Genomic DNA, 21,916 nt, shown 5'->3' on the forward strand with positions numbered 1-21,916 from the left:
AGTCGACGTGCTTCACGACCGGCCCCCGTCCGACGGCTGGGCGGGCAGGACCGGGACGGCGGCGGGGACGGCCCTGCGGGCCGCCTCGTCCCGCCGGATCAGCAGGTACGCGGCGCCGGTGAACAGCGCCGACACCGGCACCCACAGCAGCTGGTACCAGTAGAAGAACGGCATTCCGCCGAGTGCGGGAGAGGTCTTGCTGTAGGACGGCACCCACAGCACCACCACGATCGGCACCAGCAGGCACAGGCCGGCCAGCACCCGGGCGGGGGAGACCACGGGCGGTGAGCCCGCGGCAGGGACTTGGGACGACGACACGAGCGGCTCCTGGCTGACGAGGAGTCACCTCAGTGGCACCGCAGCGCACATGGCTGTACGCCCGCCGAGCAGCACCCTCGGTGATCGAAAGGTCCCCGAGAGGCTAGGGCAGCGGAGCGACCCGTGTCACTACTTGGCCGACCCGGATCGCCCGTTCACGCCGGCCGGTTCAGCCGGGTGACGCGGTGTCGTCCCGGAACCGCTGGTGGGGCTAGGCCGGCCGGTTCAGCCGGGTGATGAACTTGTACCGGTCGCCGCGGTAGATCGAGCGCACCCACTCGACCGGCGCGCCGTCCGCGTCGAAGGAGTGCCGGGACAGCTGCAGCATCGGCAGGCCCAGGTCGGAGCCGAGCAGGCCGGCCTCGCGCGGGTTGGCCAGGGTGGTCTCGATGGTCTCCTCGGCCTCCGCGACCGTCACCCCGTAGACCTCGCGCAGCGCGGTGTACAGCGAGTTGTGCTTGGCCAGGTTGCGCCGGAGCGCGGGGAAGCGCTTGGCGGACAGGTGCGCCACCTCGATGGCCATCGGGTCGCCGTTGGCCAGCCGCAGGCGCTCGATCCGCAGCACCCGGCCGCCGGGCTTGATGTCCAGCAGCGGGGCGAGCCGCTCGTCGGCGGAGATGTAGGCGACCTCGACCAGCCGGGAGGTCGGCTCCAGGCCCTGGGCGCGCATGTCCTCGGTGTACGAGGTGAGCTGGAGGGCCTGGGCGACCTTCGGCTTGGCGACGAAGGTGCCCTTGCCCTGGATGCGCTCCAGCCGGCCCTCGACGACCAGCTCCTGCAGGGCCTGCCGGACGGTGGTGCGCGAGGTGTCGAACTGGGCGGCCAGCGCGCGCTCCGGCGGGACCGGCGTCCCGGCCGGCTGGGTCTCGGTCAGCTGCAGCAGGTGCCGCTTGAGGCCGTAGTACTTGGGGACCCGGGCCGTGGCGGTGGCAGGGCCGGTCTGGGTCGTCACGGTGGAGCCCTCGGCGAGCGCCGCCGTGTCCCTGTCGCCACTCATGGCAGCTCTCACTCCTCGTTGGAGGCGGTCCCTTAACGGACCCCTAAGTCCTATGTAACAGCACATGTTTGCACGCACGGGAGAGCAAACGTGAGCCCTCGGCCGCATTCGCGGCCGGTGGCGGGCCCGCGGCGGCCCGGCAGCGGCCCCCCGGGCCTTTCCGGGGCGTCCGGGTGCCCCGGTAACGCGACGGGCCCGGAACGGGCGCCTGGCGCCCGCCCCGGGCCCGTCCCGAGTGTCTCAGCCGGCCTGGGCGGCCGTCACCGCGAGCCCCGCCAGGGCCTCCGCCGCGGCGATCGCGCAGACCCGCGAGCCGCCGTAGGTGGCCAGCGTGGTCACCCCGCGCGGGGCGAACAGCTCGGCCACGCCGTGGGCGGTGCCGATCTCCACCACCACCGCGTCCGGCCGGTGCTCGACCAGGGCCAGCGCGGCCCGGCGCATCCAGCCGTGCCGGTGCACGTCGCGCACCACCAGCACCAGCGGGCGGCCGACCGCCGCGCCCAGCAGCGGGGCGGTGTCGATCTCGGCGTCGTCGGCGGCCACCGCGACGTGCAGCAGGCCGGAGCCCTCGGTCACCGTCGCGGGCGGCGAGACCCGGCTGGAGGTGGTGCCGGGCACCAGCTCGGCCAGCGGCCCGGCCACGCCCCACGGGGTCTCGTCGCCGGCCGCGATGTTCGCGCCGGGGGAGAACTCCACCACGTGCGGGACGCCGCCCAGCGGGCGCAGCCCGCCGGTGATCCGCAGCGCCCGGCGGGCGGCGGTCAGGCCGACGCCGACCTCGGCCTGCTGGCCGACCAGCGAGGCCCGCAGCTCGGCCGACCAGCGGGCGACGGCCCGGTTGCGCTCGGCGGCCTCGTGCAGCCGTCCGGCGGACAGCCGGCCCTCGCGGACCGCCCAGACCAGGGCGTCGCGCAGGTAGACGAAGGCGTCCTCGTCCTGGAGGCCGCCGCCGACGCAGATGGTGTCGGCACCGGCCGCGACGGCCCGCACCGAGCCGGCCGCGACGCCGTGGGTGCCGGAGATGGCGCCCATCTCGATGCCGTCGGTGACGATCAGCCCGTCGAAGCCGAGCTCCTCGCGGAGCAGGCCGGTCAGGATGCGCTGCGACATGGTCGCGGGCAGCTGGGCGTCGTACGCGTCGAACAGGATGTGCGCGGTCATGATGCTCTTCGCGCCGGCCGCGATGGCGGCGCGGAAGGGCAGCAGGTGCGCGGCGAACTGGTCGGCGGCCAGGTCGATCCGGGGCAGCCCGAGGTGCGAGTCGCCGGCGGTGTCGCCGTGGCCGGGGAAGTGCTTGGCGCAGGCCGCGACGCCGGCCGACTGCAGGCCGCGGACGTAGGCGGCGGTGTGCCGGGCGGCCAGCTCGCCGTCGCCGCCGAAGGACCGGACGCCGATCACCGGGTTGTCCGGGTTGGAGTTGACGTCCGCGTCGGGCGCGTAGTTGAGGTTCACGCCGACGCCGGCCAGGTCGAACCCGATGGAGCGGGCGACCCGCTCGGTGAGGTCGGTGTCGTCGACCTCACCGAGCGCCAGGTTGCCGGGGTAGGAGGAACCGCTGACCACTTCGAGGCGGGTGACGTCGCCGCCCTCCTCGTCGGTGGCGACCAGCAGCTCGCCGTTGAGGGCGTACAGCTCCGAGGTGAGCGCGGCGACCTGCTGCGGGGTGCGGATGTTGCGGCCGAACAGGGCGACGCCGCCGAGCTCGCCGTCGCCCAGTCTGCGGCGCAGCCACTCGGGCGCGGTCAGACCGGCGAAGCCGGGCTGCAGGACCGCTCCGGCGTCGCGGAGGAGATCGGCGCTTTCCGTACCGGGCATCGCCTTGGTTCCTTCCCTGGGGGTGGAGGTGTGACAGGTGCAGTGGGGTGGGGGAAGGGGACTCAGCCCTTGACCGCACCGGCGGTGAGACCCGCCGACACCTTCTTCTGGAAGAACACGAACAGGATGATCACGGGCAGCGAGACCAGCAGACCGCCGGCCATCTGCGCGCCGTAGTCCGCGCCGCGGGTGGGAGTGGTCGAGTAGAACGTCAGCCAGGTCATCGAGGTGTTCATGCCGCTGGTGCCCAGCAGGGTCTTGGCGACGATGAACTCGTTCCAGGCCTGGATCCAGCTGTACACCGAGGTGGTGATCAGGCCGGGCAGGGTGAGCGGCAGGATGACGCGGAAGAACGCGCCCCACTGGGTGCAGCCGTCGACCATCGCGGCCTCGTCCAGCTCCGCCGGGATGTTCACGATGAACGAGCGCAGCGTCCAGATCACGTACGGGACGGTGAAGACCAGGTAGGCGAGGATGACGCCGAACAGGCCGCCGGTCATGTTGAGGCTGTTCATCACCACGAACAGCGGGATGATGATCGCCAGCAGCGGCACCATCTGGACCACCAGCATGGTGACGATGAAGAAGTTGCGGCCGCGGAAGTTGAACCGGGCCACGCCGACCGCGGCCAGGAAGCCGACCGCGACGCCGAGCACGACCGCGCCCAGGGTCAGCACCAGGGTGTGCCCGAGGCTGGGCAGGAACTGGTCGTCGTCGAAGATCGTCCGGTAGCTGTCGAACGAGAACGAGGAGGGCCAGAAGGTCGGGTCCTTGGAGATCAGGTCCCTGTTCGTCTTGAACGTGGTGATGATCATCCAGTAGATCGGGAAGGCCATCACGACCGCCACGAGCAGGGCGAGCGTGTTCCAGACCCAGGTCATGGCGCCGCTGCGGCCGACCTCGGTCTCCCGGGACTTCTTCCGCTTGACCGGCGGGAGCGGCTGCCGGGTCTTCGGAGCGGGGGTGGAGACGTCCGTGGTCATCGCTCGTTGGCTCCGATCTTGAGCATCTGGCGGATGTAGTACACGAGAACCGCCAGCATCATGACGATCATGGCGATCGAGATCACCGAGGCTTCGCTGTACCGGGAGGCGACGATGCCCTGCATGTACAGGTAGGTGCCGATGGTCCGGTAGCCGGGTTCGGGCGAGGTGTTGCGCAGCGCGAAGATCTGCGCGAAGACCTGGAAGTCCCAGATGAAGCTCAGCGCGGTGGAGATCATCAGGAACGGCCGGATGACCGGCAGGGTGACGTTGCGGAACGCCTGGAAGGCGTTGGCGCCGTCCAGCTTGGCGGCCTCCATCAGCTCCTTGGGCACCTGGGTCAGCGCGGCGTACAGGCCCAGCACCAGGAAGGGCAGCGCGCCCCAGACGACCACCGCGGCGCCGACCACGTAGAGGCCGACGTGCGCGTCGGCGAACCAGTCGTAGTTCTTCCAGGTCTCGTCGCCGGTGACCAGGTAGGCGATGTAGTCGACGACGCCGCCCTGCGGGGAGAACAGCCAGCGGAACACCTGGCCGTTGACCAGCGCCGGGATCGACCAGACGAACATCATCACGGTGATGACGGTGACCCGGACCCAGTTGGAGACCCGGTTGAGCAGCAGTGCCAGCGCCATCGACAGCACCATGGAGAGGATGACCAGCTCCGCGGTGAAGTAGATCGAGCGGAGCACGACATCCCAGAACTCGCTGTCGCCGAAGACCCGCGAGAAGCCGTCGAAGCCGATGTACTTCGCCCGCTCCGGGTGGACCAGCAGCGCGTACTTGTTGACGTTCTGGAAGGCCAGGTCGATCAGGCGGTACAGCGGGTACGCCAGAACGCCCGCCAGTACGACGACCGCGGGCAGCAGCAGGGTGTAGGGGATGTAACGGCCGGCCGCGAAGAACCCGCGCCGCTGCGGCTTCCCCGTCGGGGCAGGCCCCTGGTTCTCGGACCGGGTCACGGTCTCGTTGGTGGTCACACTCATCAGGGTCCTTCCCGGGCCCGCGGATCTGGTCGGTCCTGGCGCACGGGTGGGCAGCCCGCGGTATCGCGGACTGCCCACCCCCTATCCGGCGCTCAGTGCGGTGGTCCGTCCGGGGAGCACCGTTGGAACTCCCCGGGCCGACCTGCGGTTCAGCTGGAGCTGGATCAGCCGTTCAGGGTCTTCAGAAGGTCGTCGTTCGCCTTCTTCAGCTCGGTGGCCGGGTCGCCACCGGCGGCGATCGCACCGAAGGCGGTCTTCAGCGCGGTCTCGTTGGTGCCGGACCACAGCGGGGTGTTCGGGATGAACCAGGTCTCGCCCTGGGCCGCGTCACCGGTGGCCTTGTTCGCCGGGTCGGCCGCCTTGTAGGCGTCCACCAGGTTCTTGGCGTTCGGGATGGCGTGCTTGGCGAGCAGGGTCTGCTGCGCGGTGTCGGTGTAGATCTGCAGGAAGGTCGCGCCCAGGCCGGCGTTCTTGGCGTTGGTCGGGACGGCCAGGTCGGAGCCGCCCAGGAAGGCCGGGGTGGTGCTGCCGGCCGCGGCGCCCGGGAGGGCGAAGGTGCCGAGCTTGTCCTTCAGGGACGGGTCGCCGGTCTTCGGGTCGGCCACGGAGGAGACCTCCCAGCCGTTGCCGATGATGGCGGCGATGTTGCCCTTGGCCATCAGGGCGTCCTGGGTGGCCTCGTCGGAGGTGGTGCCACCGGTGGAGAAGTTCTTCTGCAGGTCGTTCCAGGTGGAGACGCCCTCAACGAACTTCGGGTCGGCCAGGGTGCTGGTCCACTTGTCGCCGTCCTTCTTGGCGATGACGTTCTTCACGCCGAAGGTGCCGGCGCCGAAGGAGACGGCGGTGTACCAGTTCTGACCCGGCAGGTACATCGCGGAGAAGCCCGGGGTGCTGGCGTTGGCGGCCTTGACCTTGGTCAGGGCGTCCTTCAGCTCGGCCAGGGTGGTCGGGGCCTGGGTGACACCGGCGGCCTCGAAGAGGTCCTTGCGGTAGATCACGACGCGGGCGCCGGCGTAGTACGGGACGGCGTAGGTCTTGGAGCCGTCGGCCGACTGGCCGGAGGCGGCCAGCGAGTCCAGCCACTTGTCCGAGTTGTCGAACTTGCTCTTCACCGAGGTGAGGTCGACGAAGGAGTCGGCGTCGATGTACTTGGCGGCCTGGGTGTTGCCGACCTCGATCGCGTCAGGGGCGTTGCCCGAGAGCAGGGCGGTGTCGAGCTTGGTGGTGTAGTTGGTCCAGGTCTGCCACTGGATGTCGACGTCGGCGCCGGTCTTCTCCTTGAACTCGGTCTTCGCCGCCTCGACGACCTCGTTCCAGCCCTTCTGCGCGTCGTCCATCAGCCAGACGGTGATCTTCTTGCCCTTGCCGTCCGTGCTCAGGACGTCACCGCTCGACTTGCTGTCGGACGAAGAAGACGACGAGCAGGCCGAGGCGACGAGCACGGTGGCGATAGCGGCCACGGCTGCGATCTTGCGGTTCAAACCATCCTCCAGAGGGATGAGCAAGGTAGGGCACCGGGCTGCTGGGCCGACTGGCCTGGAGCTGCGTTGTGCCGTATGGGGGAACGTCACCGGGTGACACGGATACGAACTGCCGGGGCCGGCGAGCCGATCCGTGAGGTGGAGTAGACCATTGGTTTAGACCAACGCCTGGAGGTTGGCATGGACCAATGGCGAGCGTCAAGGGCTCGAAGAGCCGCTGCACAAGCCGTTATCAACGCTTGACTCGCCTGTGTTGGACTGGACCAAGTCGGGGAGGAAACGGGACCTATCGGGACACCTCGACGGCCCCGTCGGCGGGTGGGTGGTACGGGCGGTGCATATCTGTGAGGTCATGTCAAGACCGCCCCCGGGTACGGCCGTCGGTGCGGCGCCCGCGCGCCCGGCGAGTCGCCCCCCGTGCGTCCCCCGTGCGTGCCGCCCGCGCGGCGCGCCCGCGCGCCCGTCCCCGGGCGGGCCTGCGGACGCGCCCGCGGGGGGCGGTCCCGAAAGCGGCGGAGTTTCCCGGTCGAATGGCGCGGCGCGAATAGCGGAGCCGGCCGTCCCCGTTCTTTTCCGCCGCCGCAGTCGATAACGGACCGGTAATCACCGCCGGGAGTTCTGCGGATTTCCCCGGGAACCCGGCCCGCCCGCCACCGCGCCGACCGCCCGGGCGGCGGGTCCCCGGTGTTTTCGCCGGGCCGCCCGCGCCCTGCCCCGGCCGCGGGGGCCCGCCGCCGGGCGGCCGGGGTCGCGTCGCCGCAGGCCCGGTCCCCGGCGGTGGGCCGCCGGACGGCGCCGAGCCCGCGCCCGGTGAAGTCGTGCGTATTCGACGGACGGTCCGCCGCCCCCCGCCCGCGGGCCGCGCCGCCCTCGTCGGCCCGCCGGCCGGACCGGGGCCCGCCCGCGCGGCGGCCGGCGGGGGCGGGGCCGGGCCGCCGGGCCGGATAAGCCGGGGGCGCGGAATTCCCGGGATTCCGCTTGATCCATTCCTCTCACCCTCGGTCACCTTAAGTGAGCCTGAAGTCACGCCCGGGCCGGCCCCCGCCGATCGTTGACGTGGCCGGGCCAGGGAAGACAACGGATTGACAACGAGCAGGGTGCGAAACCGCACCTGCGTTGACGCCCCAAAATGGTCTAGGCCAAGATCCGGAAAGCTGGTCTGTACCACTGCGCAGACCTCCCCGTACCCCATCCGGAGGATCGCGTGAAGCGTCAGGTACTGGCCACGCTCAGCACCGCTGCCCTGCTGGCCACCGCCGCGGGCTGCTCGTCCGGCGGCCCGTCGTCCGCGCCGACCGGCGTCGACGCCAAGAACGTGACCGGCACCGTGACCGTGTGGCTGATGAACGACGCCCAGAAGAGCTGGCCCGAGCTGGTGCAGCAGGTGAACGACGAGTTCGCCCAGAAGTACCCGAAGGTCCAGATCAAGCTGAGCTACCACGAGTGGCAGAACAAGGTCTCCGAGCTGGACACCGCGATCGCCGCCGGCCAGGCCCCGGACGTGGTCGAACTGGGCAACACCGAGACGCTGAAGTACATCGTCAACGGCTCGCTGATGTCCCTGCAGCGCGGCAGCTTCGACCACTCCGACAACTGGATCAAGGGCCTCTCCGACACCTGCACCTACAACCAGACGCTCTACTGCGTGCCCTACTACGCGGGCGCCCGGATCGGCCTCTACAACTCGAAGATGTTCCAGGACGCCACCGGCTCCGCCGACCTGCCGCAGAACGAGGACGACCTGCTCACCGCCCTCGACAAGGTGCAGGCCAAGTACAAGGGCAGCGCCGGCTACTCCTCGCTCTACCTGCCCGGCCCCTACTGGTACGCCGCGATGTCCTACGTCACCGCGTACGGCGGCTCGATCGCCAAGTTCGACTCGGCCGGCACCTGGCACGGCACCCTGCACGACGCCAAGTCCCAGCAGGGCCTCCAGCACTTCGTCGACCTGGTGAAGAAGTACAACAAGAGCGGCGACTACAAGGTCAACGAGGCCGACCAGGCCAAGGTGCTCGGCCACGAGAAGGCCGGGCTGATCTACGCCAACGGCTGGGAGCAGAGCGTCGCCACCGCGCCGATCACCGGCACCCCGGCGCTCCAGGACTCGCTCAGGATCGCCGCGATGCCCGGCCCGAACGGCAAGCCGCTGCCCTCCTTCATCGGCGGCTCCGACCTGGCGGTCACCGCCAAGTCGCAGAACTCCGAGGCCGCCGCGGACTGGGTGCGGATGTTCACCAGCAGCAAGTCCGAGCAGGTGCTGGCCGACAAGGACACCCTGCCGAACAACCTGGTCCAGCTCGCCCCGCTGAAGGACAAGCCGGCCACCTCCGCGGCCGCCAACGCCGTGCAGGACGCCTGGTTCACCCCGCTCGCCCCCGGCTGGGGCGCGATCGAGAAGCAGAACGTCCTGGTCGACATGCTCAACGCGGTCTTCGCGGGCAAGAGCGTGGAGGAGGCCACCAAGGAGGCCGACGCCCGGATCGACCAGCTGATCAACAACCCGGGCTGACCGGACCGCCGGTCCGGCGTCCCGCTCCCCGGGACCGGGCCCCGGCGCACCGTCACGGAGTGTGCCGCGGGGCCCGGTCGCACGTAGGATCGGCACAGAACAGTTCCACGCAGCGAGGGTGCGGACTCGCCGCCGTTCAGAGGTCCCCGTCGGGCGTCCCGCCCCACGGGGCAGAACCATCTCTCCACGGAGGCACACCCCGATGTCCGACCCGCAGACTGTTTCCGTACCCGGCAGGATCATGTCGGCGGAGATGGCCGAGCAGCCGGCCGTCCTGCAGCGCATCCTCGATGAGGGTGCGCCGGCGATCCGTGAGATCGCCGCGCAGATCGCCGCCCGCAACCCGCGCTTCGTCCTGCTGACCGCCCGCGGCACCTCCGACAACGCGGCGCTGTACGCCAAGTACCTGATCGAGGTCCTGCTCGGCAAGCCGGCCGGCCTCACCTCGATGTCCACCACCACCGCGTACGGCGCCAAGCCGGACCTCACCGACTGCCTGGTCATCACGGTCAGCCAGTCCGGCGGCTCGCCCGACCTGGTGGCCTCGACCAAGGCGGCCCGCGAGGCCGGCGCGATCACCCTGGCGGTCACCAACAACGCCGCCTCGCCGCTCGCCGAGGTCTCCGAGTTCCACATCGACGTGCTGGCCGGGCCGGAGAAGGCGCTGCCCGCCACCAAGACCTACACCGCCGAGCTGCTGGCGCTGTACCTGTTCGTCGAGGGCCTGCGCGGCGGCGACGGCTCCGCGGCGAAGGCGCTGCCCGAGCTGGCGGCCGGCGTCCTGGCCCGCCAGGGCGAGGTCAAGGACCTGGCCGAGCGCTACCGCTTCGCCCAGCGCCTGGTCATCACCTCGCGCGGCTACGGCTACCCGACCGCCCGCGAGGCGGCGCTCAAGCTGATGGAGACCACCTACATCCCGGCCTCCCCGTTCTCCGGCGCCGACCTGCTGCACGGCCCGCTGGCCATGGTCGACAACGTCTCGCCGGTCATCGCCATCGTCCCGGACGGCAAGGGCGGGGAGGCCCTGCAGCCCGTCCTGGACCGCCTGCGCGGCCGTGGCGCGGACCTGGTCGTGATCGGCCAGCAGGCGCAGGTCGACGCCGCCAGCGCGGGCTTCGCGCTGCCGGCCGGCGTGCCCCAGGAGGTCCAGCCGATCCTGGAGATCCTGCCGCTCCAGCTGCTGGCCTACGAGGTCACCATCGCCCGCGGCCAGGACCCGGACGCCCCGCGCGCCCTGGCCAAGGTCACCGAGACCCACTGAGGCGTGTGACCCGCTGAGGCGCGACCCGCCTCGGCGGGTACGGCGAAGCCGCCCCCGCGTGGTGCTGCGGGGGCGGCTTCGCCGTGTCCGGGGCCGGGGAGCGGGGCTCGTCCGGGGCCGGGAAACACTACGGGCCACGGCGCCGACACAGGACCCTCAACCTGTGCGGCACCGCAGCCCGGAGCTGTATGCCGGAGGCGGGGACCGTCCGAGAGTTGTGCGGGACCCTCGAACGACGCCTCCGACCGAGGAGGGGCCTCGCGCGGTCAGGGCAGTTGCGCGGAGGGCCTCTCCTTGGTGCGTGTTCATTGTGGACTAGACCAATTGTGGTTGTCCAGGGGGTCCCCGCAATTGGTCTGGACAACGTGCGGCGGGGCGGTCGGCGATACGCTCACGGTGTGCCCTCGCTGAACGAACTCGTCCGCCGCCACACCACCCTCACCGGTGCCGACGTGGAGTGGCTGCACCTCCTGGTCTCGGAGTGGCAGCTGCTCTCCGACCTCTCCTTCGCCGACCTGGTGCTGTGGATCCCCACCTGGGACGGCATCCGCTACGTCTCGGTGGCCCAGATGCGGCCCAACACCGGCCCCACCTCGTACCAGGACGACATGGTCGGCCACCTGGTGCCGCGCGGCCGCCGCCCGCTGCTGGACGCCGCCTACGACGAGGGGCGGATCGTCCGCGAGGGCGACCCGGAGTGGCGGGAGGAGGTGCCGGTGCGGGTGGAGTCCATCCCGGTGCGACGGGACGGCAAGGTGCTCGGCGTGATCGCCCGCAACACCAACCTGCTGACCGTCCGCACCCCCAGCCGGCTGGAGCTCACCTACCTGCAGAGCGCCTCCGACCTGGCCCAGATGATCGCGGCCGGCACCTTCCCCTACCCGGGCGTCGAACAGGCCGACATGGACGCCGCGCCCCGGGTCGGCGACGGGCTGATCCGGCTCGACGTGGAGGGCGTGGTCACCTACGCCAGCCCCAACGCGCTCTCCGCCTACCACCGGCTCGGGCTGACCACCGACCTGGTCGGCAGCCACCTGGGCCGCAGCACCGCCGAACTGGTGCCGCCCAGCCGCGGCGCGGTGCACGAGGCGCTGGTGAAGATGGCCAGCGGCTGGGCCCCCCGGCAGACCGAGATCGAGGCCCAGGGCGGCGTGGTGACGCTGCGCACCATCCCGCTCAAGCCGAAGGGCACCCCCACCGGCTCCCTGGTGCTCTGCCGGGACGTCACCGAACTTCGCCGCCGCGACCGCGAGTTGATGACCAAGGACGCCACCATCCGGGAGATCCACCACCGGGTGAAGAACAACCTGCAGACCGTCGCCGCGCTACTGCGGCTGCAGTCCCGCCGGATGGACTCGGCGGCCGGCCGGGCCGCCCTCGACGAGGCGGTCCGCCGGGTCGGCTCGATCGCCATCGTGCACGAGACGCTCTCGCAGGCGCTGGACGAGTCGGTGGCGTTCGACGAGATCGCCGACCGGGTGCTGGCGATGGTGATGGAACTCTCCCAGGACGGCCGGGTGGTGGCCCGCCGCAGCGGCTCCTTCGGCATCCTGTCCGCCGAGGTCGCCACCCCGCTGGCGATGATCCTCACCGAACTGACCCAGAACGCCCTGGAGCACGCCTTCGGCCCCAGCGCCTCCGGCAACCTGGAGGTCAGCGCGCTGCGCGGCCGCGCCCCGGCCGGCGGCAAGGGCTGGTCGGACACCTGGAACAACGGCGTGAAGCCCGAGGAGTACCTGCTGATCACCGTGCAGGACGACGGCCGCGGCATGCCCGAGGGCTTCGACCCGCAGCAGGCCGGCAACCTCGGCCTGCAGATCGTCCGCACCCTGGCCACCGGCGAACTCGGCGGCAGCTTCGACATGGTGGCCGCGCCGGACGGCGGCACCAAGGTGGTGCTGGAGATCCCCGTCCCCTGACAGGGGGGCGGGGCGTTCCCTGCCGGAGCCTGCCGGAGCCTGCCGGAGCCTGCCGGGGGCGGAGACAGAAACGAGGCCCTGCCGACCGGGGGGGGGTGGGTCGGCAGGGCCTCTCGACCCGGTCCGGCCGTCGGGGGGAGTCGGCCGGAACGGGGGCTTCTGGTGGTGGCGCGACGCCCGCCCCGTGCGTTGCACACGGTGAGCGCCACAGGCCAACGATATTGCTCTCCGTGAACAGTATCAAGTGCCCGGGCGGCTCGCGTCGTCGGCCCCGCGGATCGAGCGGGCCCGTTCGGGAAGGCTCGGCCGGCCAATCGCGGCCGAACCCTTGATCGTGGGTTGATCCGTACTGCTGCCGACTGCTCCTGACGGTGCGTCAGTCGGCGGGTGGTCGGGTGTATCAGGCGGTGCGGGCGCGGTTGCGGGCGGCGCGGCGCTTCATCGCGCGACGCTCGTCCTCGCTCATGCCGCCCCAGACGCCGGCGTCCTGGCCGGTTTCGAGCGCCCACTGCAGGCACTGCTCCATCACGGGACAGCGGCGGCACACGGCCTTGGCTTCCTCGATCTGCAGCAGAGCAGGGCCGGTGTTCCCGATCGGGAAGAACAGCTCCGGGTCCTCTTCGCGGCAGACAGCGCGGTGGCGCCAGTCCATGGTCGTCCAACTCCTCCGGTCGACGGGCCGTGGCCCGCGACTCACTCGAATGGCTTGTGAATGTGAACGCTTTCACGAATCCCGCAACAGCAAAAGGGACCTAAGGCCCATCGGGCCCGGGCGGTCTGTGCTGAGGGGGGTTCGGCGATTCAGAGGGGCTCTCCCGCGGTGTCCCGCTGCGGTGTGTCCCGATCGCCATGTAGAGGTTCGCAAACCTCGAAGCCGGATACAACCCCCTTCGGCAAGAAATTTTTGATTCTTCGGTGTCGCCTACCTCACAGGCAGTACTTCTATGGGGTGAAGGGGCTCGAACGTTCGAGAGCAAGGCGATGACCCCCTTCTGGTCACACAATCACACGCAGTGCCCGCCGTACGCCTGTGAAACTGACGCGACTCCTGTCTCCAAGGTGGTCCCCGTCGACCTGAAACGGGGCCGGTTCCTCTGAAACCAAGGTGAAGTGCCGGACGTCGTGATAGGAGACGAGGTGCTTCCCGGAGGGACCTGCCGGGCGTTCACCGCCCTCCGCCGAGGGCAGCGGACGGAGGATCTGACGGACCGTCCGAGCGGTCCGGAACGCCGTCATTCGAGTGATGCCGAAGATGTCCAGGTCGGTTTCGAATGAAGCCGAGGGAGACGGGAAGACGGGGCGGGAACCCAGAAAGGTCCACGGTGAAGTGTTCGAGACTATGGCCATCACCATGCCCGGCACCGGCTCCTGGCCGTTGATCTCCAGGGAGATCGGCCCGGAACGCCGGTGTTCACGCTCGGTGACGTAGTGCCGGAGCGCCTCGACCACGTAGAGCGCGTGCGTGGACCTGCGCCCCGCCCGGCGCTGGCGCTCCACCCGGCCGACCACGCCCGCGTCGAAGCCGAACCCCGCGGTGAAGGTGAACCAGCGGTCCGGCACGCCGTCGGTCAGCGCCTTGCCCAGGCCGATCGCCCGCTCCCGGCGCTCCGCCAGCGCGTCCAGCAGCGCGCCGGTCGCCTCCACCGGATCGTTCGGCAGGCCCAGCGCGCGGGCGAACACGTTGGTCGAACCGCCCGGCACCACCGCCAGCCGCGGCACCCGCTCGCCCGGGCCGTGCGCCAGCAGGCCGTTCACCACCTCGTTGACCGTGCCGTCGCCGCCCAGGGCCACCACCAGGTCCACCGCGCCGTCCTCGACCGCCCGCCGGGCCAGGTCCCGGGCGTGGCCGCGGTACTGGGTCTGGGCGACGTCCAGCTTCAGGTCGCTGCGCAGGGCGTGGATCAGCACGTCCCTGGTCCGGCCACTGGTGGTGGTCGCCTTCGGGTTCACGACCAGGAGAGCGCGCATGGTGATCAGCCTACGACCCGCCCGACCCGGGACGACCGTTACCCTGGCCCGGTGACCGCTGAACCCGCCCCCGCCACCACCCCCGCCGCCCGGCCCATCCCGCTGCTCGTCGGCGCGGTGACCACCGCGCTGGAGGGCGCGGCCATGGCCGGCTGGGGCGTCTACAACCTGCTGTCCGGCTTCACCGGCGCGGACGCCGACTTCGGCCGCGCCGAGCTGGGCGGCGCCGTCCTGCTGCTGATGGGCCTGCTGCCGCTGCTGGCCGCCCGCGCGCTGCTGCGCGGGCGGCGCTGGGGCCGCAGCCCCGCGGTGCTCACCAACTCCATCTGCCTGCCGGTCGCGTACTACATGTGGCAGTCCGGCGGTGCGATGGCCGCCGTCGGCGCCGCGGTCGCCCTGGTCGGGCTGGCCGGCATCGTCGCCCTGCTCAACCCCCGGGTCACCGCCGTGCTCTACGGCACCCCCGACGAGGGCTAGCCGCCCCGCCCCGGCCCCGTCACGACCGGCAGGGCCCGTCCCCGGGTGGGGGCGGGCCCTGCGGCGTCGTACGGGGGCGTGCGGAGGCCCGGGCGGGCGCGCGGCGGTGCGCCCGCGCGTCCGTCCGTTCCTCGCCTGCTCCGCTACTCCTCGACCAGCAGCTTCTCGCGCAGCTGCGCCAGGGTGCGGGCCAGCAGCCGGGAGACGTGCATCTGGGAGATGCCGACCTCGGCCGCGATCTGCGACTGGGTCATGTTCCGGAAGAACCGCAGCACCAGGATCTTCTGCTCCCGGGGCGGGAGTTGGGCCAGCAGCGGCTTCAGCGACTCGCGGTACTCGACGCCCTCCAGCGCCTCGTCGGTGGCCCCCAGGGTGTCCGCGACGGCCGGCGACTCGTCGTCGCTGTCCGGCACGTCCAGCGAGAGCGTGGAGTACGCGTTGGCGGACTCCAGGCCCTCCAGCACGTCCTCCTCGGAGATGCCCAGGTGCTCGGCCAGCTCGTGCACCGTCGGCGACCGGCCGTGCCGCTGGGACAGCTCGCTGGTCGCCGTGGTCAGCGACAGCCGCAGCTCCTGAAGGCGGCGCGGCACCCGCACCGCCCAGCCCTTGTCGCGGAAGTGCCGCTTGATCTCGCCGACGATGGTGGGCGTCGCGTACGTGGAGAACTCCACCCCGCGCTCGTGGTCGAACCGGTCCACCGACTTGATCAGGCCGATGGTGGCGACCTGGGTCAGGTCGTCCAGCGGCTCGCCTCGGTTGCGGAAGCGGCGGGCCAGGTGCTCCACCAGCGGGATGTGCATCCGGACCAGCTGGTTGCGGATCTCCACCCGCTCCGGCGACCCCTCCGGCAGCTCGGACAGCCGGACGAACAGCGCCCGGGCCGCCTCGCGGTCCGGGGCGCCGCTGCGGTGCCCCTGCGCCGGGACGGTCGAGCGGACGGCCTCGGCGGCCGCCGCCGGACCACCGCCCGCCGCGGGCTCGACCGCGGGCACCGCCTCGGGCACCACCTCGGGCCGCTCGGGCTTCGGATCGGTCGGCTGGCTCATCCGGTGGGAGTCCTTCGGGAGGGCTTCTTCGTCAGGGGTGGCGGTGCGGGCGACGCTCGCCTGCGGCGGTACGACGGCAACTGTGCGGTCCAGATCACTCACGGCGATCACCCGTTCCGTTCCGAGAACACGTCACTACCTACGGCTGGCCCGGCGACCCGCCGCGCTTCTTGTGCAGGCTGATGGAGACCGTGTTGTCCGAGCCGACCGTCGAGTCGACCTCGCCGGCCAGCGCGGAGAGCACCGTCCAGGCGAAGGTGTCCCGCTCCGGGGCCCGGCCGTCGGTGGTCGGGGCGGACACGGTGACCCGCAGCGCGTCTCCCACCAGGCGGAACTCGCAGCTCAGGATCGAGCCGGGGACGGCCTGTTGGAGCAGGATGGCGCAGGCCTCGTCCACCGCGATCCGGAGATCCTCGATCTCGTCCAGGGTGAAGTCCAGCCGTGCCGCGAGGCCGGCCGTCGCCGTCCGCAGCACCGAGAGGTAGGCGCCCGCCGCGGGCAGCCGGACCTCAACGAAGTCCTTCACTCCGGGCTCGCCGTCGATCTGGGACACCCTCACCTCCTGGGTGACGCACGGTGCTTGCGGCCGGGGAGCTGCCAACACCACTGGCTCGGTTCAACTGCCTTGTGCCCCGAGACGTTACCGCGCCCGGGGGCGGTCTGTCGTGATCTCGCCGCACCGTCACGGGAACGGGGGACCACGGTTCGAACGGGCCCGCGCTCAGCGCGGACCGGAGCCGAGCGCGGCGAGCGCGCCGTCGGTGAGCCGGAAGACCGTCCACTCGTCCATCGGCACCGCGCCGAGCGACTTGTAGAAACCGATCGAGGGCTCGTTCCAGTCCAGCACCGACCACTCCAGGCGCTGGTAGCCGCGCTCCACGCAGATCCGGGCCAGCTCGGTCAGCAGCGCCCTGCCGTGGCCGCCGCCGCGCTTGTGCGGGCGGACGTAGAGGTCTTCCAGGTAGATGCCGTGGGTGCCGCGCCAGGTCGAGAAGTTGCGGAACCAGAGCGCGAAACCGACCGGCTCGCCCGCGTCCTCCGGGTCGTCGGACTCGGCGATCAGGCCGAACACCGCCGGGTGCTCGCCGAACAGCGCGTCGTGCAGCTGCTCCTCGGTGGCCTTCGCCTCGGGCAGCGCCCGCTCGTACTCGGCGAGCTCGCGGATCATGGCGTGGACGAAGGGGATGTCGGCGGGGGTCGCGGTGCGGATCATACGGTCGAGCGTACTCATCTCACCCCTCCATCCGGAAAGGGCTTTATGCCCTGGACGGCACCGCCGGAAACGGCTCCCGGGCGGCGCCGCCGCACCGGCGGGACGGGGCGCGGGGCGGGGGCTCAGACGGACCGCCGGGCGCGCAGCGCGTTCAGCAGGGCGGCGCCGCGCTCGGCGTCGTCGACGCTGACCGCGAAGTCGTGGCCGGTGGTCCGGACCCGGACCACCAGGCACTCGCCGGCCCGCAGCATCACCGTGGTGCCGCGGCCGCTCAGCCGGTAGCCCCAGCCACCGACCTGCGCCGCGCCCCGGCGCTCGACCCGGGCCGACTCCAGCTCGGCCAGCGACCAGCGCCGGGCGGGCAGGCCGAGGGGGCCCAGTGCCACCTCCAGGCCGGCCGCCGAGACCCGGACCCGCACCGAGGAGCAGGCCCCGGCGGTCAGCGCGATCAGGGCGAGCACCCCGAACGCCGTCCACCCCGGTCGCGCCGCGAGCAGGCCGGTCCCGGCGCCCAGCAGGACCGCCGCCGCGGCCGGGCCGCAGAGCGCGGCCAGCGCCCGCAGCCACGGGTTGGCGGCCCGGGAGAGCCACACCAGGCGTTCGCCGTCCGGGAGTTCGAGCACCGGGCCGGCCGGGGCCGGGGGCACCCGCCGGGCGGGCAGCCGCCGGCCCGCCGACCACGCCGCCGCGCCGGCCAGCAGCGCCGCCGCCAGGGTGCCGAGGAACCAGCCGGGCGGCAGCCCGGCCCCGTGCCAGTCGGCGCGGTCGAGGTTGGCCCGGACCAGGGTGGCCTGCACGCCCGGGAACAGCGTGCCGCCCGCCGTCAGGCAGACCAGCAGCCAGCGCCGGGCGAGCGGGTCGCCCCGGTGCCGCTCCAGCAGGGACAGGCCCAGCAGGCCCAGCGCGCCCAGCACCGCCCAGATCAGCGCCGGGACCAGGCAGGCCGCCCAGAACGGCATCGAGCCGTCCGCGGTGCTGCTGCTCCAGTGGGTGGCCATCCGCTCCGGCAGCCGCCCGGCCGCGCCGAGCGGGAGGACGGCGGTCAGCACCGCGGTGCCCGCCGTCCAGACCGCCGGCCACCGCAGGCCGTCCCGGTGTGCGCTCCGCTGCCCGCTCACGGTATCCCCCTGATCATCTCGACGAGTTCGGCCCTGCTGTACCCGGCCCGGGCTGCCTCCGCTACCAGCGCGCGGGCCTGCTCCAGCAGCCCGGAGCGCTGCTCCGCGCCGCTCGCGACCGTCACGCCCCGGCCCCGGCGGAACTCCAGCAGGCCGTCGTCGCGCAGGTCGCGCAGGGCGCGCAGCACGGTGTTGACGTTCAGGTCGAGCGCCTGCGCGAGGTCGCGCGCGGAGGGCAGCCGGTCGCCCGGGCGGCACTCGCCCTCGGCCACGGCACGGCGGACGGCGGCGGCGACCTGCTCGTGCAGGGGCCGGGTGTCCTTGGTGTCCAGTCTCAGCAGCATGGTGCTAATGAAGATAGCACCATTGGCTCGAATCGGGGCTGCCGGAGCCCGCCCGGTCCCGGAAACGCGAAGCACCCGGCCGCCCCTGGTGGGGCGGCCGGGTGCCGGCGAGGGCTGACCCGGGGTCAGGCCTTCTTGGTCTCCCAGAAGATCGCGTCGATCTCGGCGATCAGGTCCAGCAGGGCCTGGCCGGTGGCCGGGTCGGTGGACGCCTTGGCGGCCGAGGCGGCCTTGCCGGCGCGGTTGAACAGGTCGTGCAGGCCCGGGTAGGCCTCGAAGTGCGGGGCCTTGAAGTAGTCGGTGTGCAGCACCGAGAGGTGGTGCTTGACCAGCTCGGCGCGCTCCTCCTTGATGACGATGGCGCGAGCCCGGAACTCGGCGTCCTCGTTGGCCTGGTACTTCTCCTGAGTGGCCTTCACCGACTCGGCCTCGATGCGGGCCTGGGCCGGGTCGTACACGCCGCACGGCAGGTCGCAGTGGGCGTGGGCGGTGACTCGCGGAGCAAACAGACGAGAGAACATGGGGGTCCTTCCTTAGATCGTCTTCCCGCGCCCGACATTACCCTCACGGCAGGCCGAAATCGCGGTCGCCCCGGGGGCCTAGGGCAAAAGAAGGAGTTCGAATCGTGCGATATGGGACACCGTTCGGCCTCGCCGACATCGCCGGCCCGTCGATGCGCCGGCTGCTCTCCGACGGCGACCGGGTGCTGGTGCGCTACGGCGCGCCGCTGCGGCCCGGGGCGGTCGCGCTGTTCCGGCACCCGCTCCGGCACGACCTGCTGGTGGTCAAGCGGGCGGCGGAGCGCCGTCCGGGCGGGTGGTGGATGCTCTCCGACAACCCGCTGGTGCGCACCGACAGCCGGGAGTACGGCGCGGTGCCGGACGAGTTGGTGCTCGGCCGGGTGCTGCTGCGGCTGGCCCCCCGGCCGGCCTGGCTGGCGCCGGGGCGGCGGCTGGAGCGGGCGCTGCGCGGGCGGGTGCTGCGCGGGCGGGTGCCGCGGCTGGCCGAGCGGCTGGGGGAGCGGCTGGGGGTCGGCGTCCCGTTCGAGGACCGGCTCTGACGGCGGCTCAGCCCTGGGCGGCCGGGGCGCGCTGGGCCTCCTGCCGCTTGCGGGCCCGGTAGGCGGCCACGTTGGCCCGGGTGGCGCACCGGTCGGAGCAGTAGCGGCGGGAGCGGTTGGTCGAGGTGTCCAGGTAGGCGTTGCGGCAGGGCGCGGCCTGGCAGATGCCGAGCCGGTCGACGCCCAGGCCGGTGAGGTGGATGGCCAGGCCCATGCAGGCGACGGCGGCGTAGTTGGCGGCGGCGGTGGGCGCGTTGTCGGCCAGGTGCAGGTGCCAGTGGGGGCGGCCGGTGTCGTCCAGGTCGTCGTGGCCGGAGACCAGCGGGCTGACGGGGTACTCCACCATCAGGCTGTTCAGCAGGTCGACCGCCCGGACGTCCTCGCCGTCGGCGGCGGCCTCGAACACCCCGCGCAGCCGGGTGCGCACGGCGCGCAGCCGGGGCAGGTCGGACTCGTCGGCCAGGGCGGCGGCCCGGGTCGGCGCGCCGAACAGGGCCCGGACGGCGTCCACCGAGGTGAGGTCGTCGGTGCCGCGGCCGGGTTCCTCGCTGTTGACCAGCCGGACGGCGAAGTCGGCGTAGGAGGCGAGCTCCACGGGGGATCCTTCCGAGGCAGGTGTAACGGGCATGCTGCCTTCAGGGTATTACACCTCCGGACGCGGCGAGGTCCCGCTCCGACACCGCGGAGCGGGACCTCGCCGTGTCCGCCGTGTCTCAGAGGACCCTCGACAGGAACGCCTTCGTGCGGTCGTGCTGCGGGTTCGTGAGCACGTCGCGGGGGTGACCGGACTCCACGACCACGCCGCCGTCCATGAAGACCAGGGCGTCGCCGACCTCGCGGGCGAACGCCATCTCGTGCGTGACCACGATCATGGTCATCCCGTCCTGCGCGAGCTGCCGCATGACGTCCAGCACGTCGCCCACCAGCTCCGGGTCGAGCGCGGAGGTCGGCTCGTCGAAGAGCATGAGCTTGGGTTCCATCGCGAGGGCGCGGGCGATGGCGACGCGCTGCTGCTGGCCGCCCGAGAGCTGCGCGGGGTAGTTGTCGGCCTTGTCGGCCAGTCCGACCCGCACCAGCAGTTCGCGGGCCTGCTCCTTCGCCGCCGCCTTCCCCGCTCCCTTGACCTGGACGGGGGCCTCGATGATGTTCTCCAGCACCGTCATGTGCGGGAAGAGGTTGAAGCGCTGGAAGACCATGCCGATGTCGCGGCGCTGGAGCGCGACCTCGCTGTCCTTCAGCTCGTAGAGCCGGCCGCCCTTCTCGCGGTACCCGACCAGGTGGCCGTCGACCGACAGCCGGCCGGCGTTGATCTTCTCCAGGTGGTTGATGCACCGGAGGAACGTCGACTTGCCGGAGCCGGACGGGCCGACGAGGCAGAACACCTCACCGGTGCGGACCTCCAGGTCGATGCCCTTGAGGACCTCGAGCGCGCCGTAGGACTTGCGGACCCCTTCGGCCTTGACCAGGACCTGGCCGGAAGCGGGCTTCTGGAAATCGGTCATCGCGCACGCCCAAGGGAGAGCAGGTTCGTCTTGATCTTCTGTAGCGGAGTCGGCGGCAGCGTCCGGGTGGCGCCCTTCGCGTAGTAGCGCTCCAGGTAGTACTGGCCGATGCTGAAGACCGTGGTGAGCACCAGGTACCAGAAGCAGGTCACGAAGAGCAGTTCCATGACCGCGAGGTTGTTCGTGTAGACGTCCTTGGCCTTGGTCATGAGTTCGCCGTAGGTGACCACGTACGCGAGCGACGAGGTCTTCAGCATGTTGATGAACTCGTTGCCCGTCGGGGGGACGATGACGCGCATGGCCTGGGGGAGGATGACGCGCCGCATGGTCTTGGCCCGGGAGAGGCCGAGCGCGTGCGCCGCTTCGGCCTGGCCCTCGTCCACGGACTGGATCCCGGCCCGGACGATCTCGGCCATGTACGCGCCCTCGTTGATGCCGAGGCCGAGGAGCGCGGCGACGAAGGGCGTGACCAGGGTGTTCGTCGAGACGCCGAACAGGGTCGGGAAGACCAGCGCGAGGTTCCACCAGATCAGCAGCTGGACCAGGACCGGGGTGCCGCGGAAGAGCCAGATGTACCCCCACGCCACCGACGAGGTGACGGGGTTCTGCGACAGCCGCATCACCGCGGCGACCACGCCGAGGAGCAGGCCCAGGGCCATCGCGCAGACACTGATCAGCAGGGTGTGCCACGCCCCCGAGATCGATGCCGAGGTGAAGAGGTTGTCGCCGGTGATGGACCACTGGATGTCGGCCCCGGCGAACGCCGCGACCAGCGCGGCCAGGAGGAGGAGCACGACGACGGCCGACACCCACCGGCCGTAGTGACGCACCGGGATCGCCTTGATCGTGTGCTCGGCAGGGATCTCGTCGGCATCGGTTGGGACAGACGTCATGGGAAAGAGCCTCTCGGGCGGACGGC

The 21,916-nt window shown here is 71.6% G+C and carries 22 protein-coding genes; 5 read left to right on the plus strand and 17 right to left on the minus strand.

Annotated features, from left to right (window positions below; translation table 11 throughout):
- Positions 1-12: 12 nt before the first annotated feature.
- The 6 genes from K353_RS15570 to K353_RS15595 form a co-directional block, all read right to left on the minus strand.
- Positions 13-318, minus strand: a complete 306-nt coding sequence (locus K353_RS15570) for a DUF3311 domain-containing protein (RefSeq protein ID WP_370447607.1) — start codon at positions 316-318, stop codon at positions 13-15.
- 211 nt (positions 319-529) lie between these two features.
- Complete coding sequence (locus K353_RS15575; protein ID WP_111554193.1) at positions 530-1,315, minus strand: GntR family transcriptional regulator; 786 nt, start codon at positions 1,313-1,315, stop codon at positions 530-532.
- A gap of 240 nt (positions 1,316-1,555) precedes the next feature.
- A complete protein-coding gene (locus K353_RS15580; RefSeq protein ID WP_111554194.1) occupies positions 1,556-3,130 on the minus strand; it encodes a glycoside hydrolase family 3 protein in 1,575 nt (524 codons plus the stop codon).
- Between the two features lie 62 nt (positions 3,131-3,192).
- Positions 3,193-4,113, minus strand: a complete 921-nt coding sequence (locus K353_RS15585; RefSeq protein WP_111554195.1) for a carbohydrate ABC transporter permease — start codon at positions 4,111-4,113, stop codon at positions 3,193-3,195.
- Positions 4,110-5,099 (minus strand): carbohydrate ABC transporter permease, encoded by a 990-nt coding sequence (locus K353_RS15590; RefSeq protein WP_233533607.1) that lies wholly within the window; start codon positions 5,097-5,099, stop codon positions 4,110-4,112. The genes K353_RS15585 and K353_RS15590 overlap by 4 nt, the downstream gene beginning before the upstream one ends.
- A 164-nt stretch (positions 5,100-5,263) precedes the next feature.
- On the minus strand, positions 5,264-6,580 hold the full coding sequence (locus tag K353_RS15595) for an extracellular solute-binding protein (protein WP_233533608.1): 1,317 nt from the start codon (positions 6,578-6,580) through the stop codon (positions 5,264-5,266).
- Between the two features lie 1,204 nt (positions 6,581-7,784).
- On the opposite strand from K353_RS15595, the gene K353_RS15600 reads away from it, so the two are divergent.
- From K353_RS15600 to K353_RS15610, 3 genes are all read left to right on the plus strand, one after another.
- A complete protein-coding gene (locus K353_RS15600) occupies positions 7,785-9,089 on the plus strand; it encodes an extracellular solute-binding protein (protein WP_111554197.1) in 1,305 nt (434 codons plus the stop codon).
- A gap of 202 nt (positions 9,090-9,291) precedes the next feature.
- On the plus strand, positions 9,292-10,350 hold the full coding sequence (locus K353_RS15605; protein WP_111554198.1) for an SIS domain-containing protein: 1,059 nt from the start codon (positions 9,292-9,294) through the stop codon (positions 10,348-10,350).
- A gap of 398 nt (positions 10,351-10,748) precedes the next feature.
- Positions 10,749-12,269: a sensor histidine kinase gene (locus tag K353_RS15610; RefSeq protein ID WP_100836408.1), complete on the plus strand. Its 1,521-nt coding sequence runs from the start codon at positions 10,749-10,751 to the stop codon at positions 12,267-12,269.
- A gap of 400 nt (positions 12,270-12,669) precedes the next feature.
- Here the strand turns inward: K353_RS15610 and K353_RS15615 are convergent, their stop codons facing one another.
- Both K353_RS15615 and K353_RS15620 read right to left on the minus strand, forming a co-directional pair.
- A complete protein-coding gene (locus tag K353_RS15615) occupies positions 12,670-12,921 on the minus strand; it encodes a WhiB family transcriptional regulator (RefSeq protein ID WP_014138019.1) in 252 nt (83 codons plus the stop codon).
- Between the two features lie 344 nt (positions 12,922-13,265).
- On the minus strand, positions 13,266-14,237 hold the full coding sequence (locus tag K353_RS15620; RefSeq protein ID WP_111554199.1) for a diacylglycerol kinase family protein: 972 nt from the start codon (positions 14,235-14,237) through the stop codon (positions 13,266-13,268).
- Positions 14,238-14,288: 51 nt separating this feature from the next.
- On the opposite strand from K353_RS15620, the gene K353_RS15625 reads away from it, so the two are divergent.
- Complete coding sequence (locus K353_RS15625) at positions 14,289-14,714, plus strand: hypothetical protein (protein ID WP_111554200.1); 426 nt, start codon at positions 14,289-14,291, stop codon at positions 14,712-14,714.
- A gap of 143 nt (positions 14,715-14,857) precedes the next feature.
- Here the strand turns inward: K353_RS15625 and K353_RS15630 are convergent, their stop codons facing one another.
- From K353_RS15630 to sodN, 6 genes are all read right to left on the minus strand, one after another.
- Complete coding sequence (locus tag K353_RS15630; RefSeq protein WP_233533609.1) at positions 14,858-15,760, minus strand: RNA polymerase sigma factor SigF; 903 nt, start codon at positions 15,758-15,760, stop codon at positions 14,858-14,860.
- A gap of 139 nt (positions 15,761-15,899) precedes the next feature.
- Complete coding sequence (locus K353_RS15635; RefSeq protein WP_100836405.1) at positions 15,900-16,313, minus strand: anti-sigma regulatory factor; 414 nt, start codon at positions 16,311-16,313, stop codon at positions 15,900-15,902.
- Positions 16,314-16,481: 168 nt separating this feature from the next.
- Positions 16,482-16,973: a GNAT family N-acetyltransferase gene (locus K353_RS15640; RefSeq protein ID WP_111554201.1), complete on the minus strand. Its 492-nt coding sequence runs from the start codon at positions 16,971-16,973 to the stop codon at positions 16,482-16,484.
- A gap of 122 nt (positions 16,974-17,095) precedes the next feature.
- Positions 17,096-18,091, minus strand: a complete 996-nt coding sequence (locus K353_RS15645; protein ID WP_233533610.1) for a DUF1648 domain-containing protein — start codon at positions 18,089-18,091, stop codon at positions 17,096-17,098.
- Positions 18,088-18,435, minus strand: coding sequence for a GntR family transcriptional regulator (locus tag K353_RS15650; protein WP_100836403.1), 348 nt, complete (start codon positions 18,433-18,435; stop codon positions 18,088-18,090). The genes K353_RS15645 and K353_RS15650 overlap by 4 nt, the downstream gene beginning before the upstream one ends.
- A 125-nt stretch (positions 18,436-18,560) precedes the next feature.
- Entirely contained in the window at positions 18,561-18,956 is a 396-nt protein-coding gene (gene sodN, locus K353_RS15655; protein ID WP_030457790.1) for a superoxide dismutase, Ni, read from the minus strand.
- A gap of 104 nt (positions 18,957-19,060) precedes the next feature.
- Between sodN and sodX the strand changes: the two genes are divergently transcribed.
- Positions 19,061-19,495, plus strand: a complete 435-nt coding sequence (sodX, locus tag K353_RS15660) for a nickel-type superoxide dismutase maturation protease (RefSeq protein WP_255410732.1) — start codon at positions 19,061-19,063, stop codon at positions 19,493-19,495.
- 7 nt (positions 19,496-19,502) lie between these two features.
- Here the strand turns inward: sodX and K353_RS15665 are convergent, their stop codons facing one another.
- The 3 genes from K353_RS15665 to K353_RS15675 form a co-directional block, all read right to left on the minus strand.
- Positions 19,503-20,090 carry an ABATE domain-containing protein gene (locus K353_RS15665; RefSeq protein ID WP_111554202.1) on the minus strand — a complete coding sequence of 196 codons (588 nt, stop codon included), beginning with the start codon at positions 20,088-20,090 and terminating at the stop codon, positions 19,503-19,505.
- Between the two features lie 118 nt (positions 20,091-20,208).
- Complete coding sequence (locus K353_RS15670) at positions 20,209-20,997, minus strand: amino acid ABC transporter ATP-binding protein (protein ID WP_111554203.1); 789 nt, start codon at positions 20,995-20,997, stop codon at positions 20,209-20,211.
- Complete coding sequence (locus K353_RS15675; RefSeq protein ID WP_111554204.1) at positions 20,994-21,890, minus strand: amino acid ABC transporter permease; 897 nt, start codon at positions 21,888-21,890, stop codon at positions 20,994-20,996. Before K353_RS15675 ends, K353_RS15670 begins: the two co-directional genes overlap by 4 nt.
- Positions 21,891-21,916 lie beyond the last annotated feature (26 nt).

Source organism: Kitasatospora sp. SolWspMP-SS2h (assembly GCF_003259315.1).
GTDB lineage: Bacteria > Actinomycetota > Actinomycetes > Streptomycetales > Streptomycetaceae > Kitasatospora > Kitasatospora fiedleri.

Coding starts and splice junctions, on each gene's coding strand:
- K353_RS15575 (WP_111554193.1), bottom strand. CDS start 1,315: ATGAGTGGCGACAGGGACACGGCGGCGCTCGCCGAGGGCTCCACCGTG.
- K353_RS15580 (WP_111554194.1), bottom strand. CDS start 3,130: ATGCCCGGTACGGAAAGCGCCGATCTCCTCCGCGACGCCGGAGCGGTC.
- K353_RS15585 (WP_111554195.1), bottom strand. CDS start 4,113: ATGACCACGGACGTCTCCACCCCCGCTCCGAAGACCCGGCAGCCGCTC.
- K353_RS15590 (WP_233533607.1), bottom strand. CDS start 5,099: ATGAGTGTGACCACCAACGAGACCGTGACCCGGTCCGAGAACCAGGGG.
- K353_RS15605 (WP_111554198.1), top strand. CDS start 9,292: ATGTCCGACCCGCAGACTGTTTCCGTACCCGGCAGGATCATGTCGGCG.
- K353_RS15615 (WP_014138019.1), bottom strand. CDS start 12,921: ATGGACTGGCGCCACCGCGCTGTCTGCCGCGAAGAGGACCCGGAGCTG.
- K353_RS15620 (WP_111554199.1), bottom strand. CDS start 14,237: ATGCGCGCTCTCCTGGTCGTGAACCCGAAGGCGACCACCACCAGTGGC.
- K353_RS15630 (WP_233533609.1), bottom strand. CDS start 15,760: ATGAGCCAGCCGACCGATCCGAAGCCCGAGCGGCCCGAGGTGGTGCCC.
- K353_RS15640 (WP_111554201.1), bottom strand. CDS start 16,973: ATGATCCGCACCGCGACCCCCGCCGACATCCCCTTCGTCCACGCCATG.
- K353_RS15650 (WP_100836403.1), bottom strand. CDS start 18,435: ATGCTGCTGAGACTGGACACCAAGGACACCCGGCCCCTGCACGAGCAG.
- sodN (WP_030457790.1), bottom strand. CDS start 18,956: ATGTTCTCTCGTCTGTTTGCTCCGCGAGTCACCGCCCACGCCCACTGC.
- K353_RS15670 (WP_111554203.1), bottom strand. CDS start 20,997: ATGACCGATTTCCAGAAGCCCGCTTCCGGCCAGGTCCTGGTCAAGGCC.
- K353_RS15675 (WP_111554204.1), bottom strand. CDS start 21,890: ATGACGTCTGTCCCAACCGATGCCGACGAGATCCCTGCCGAGCACACG.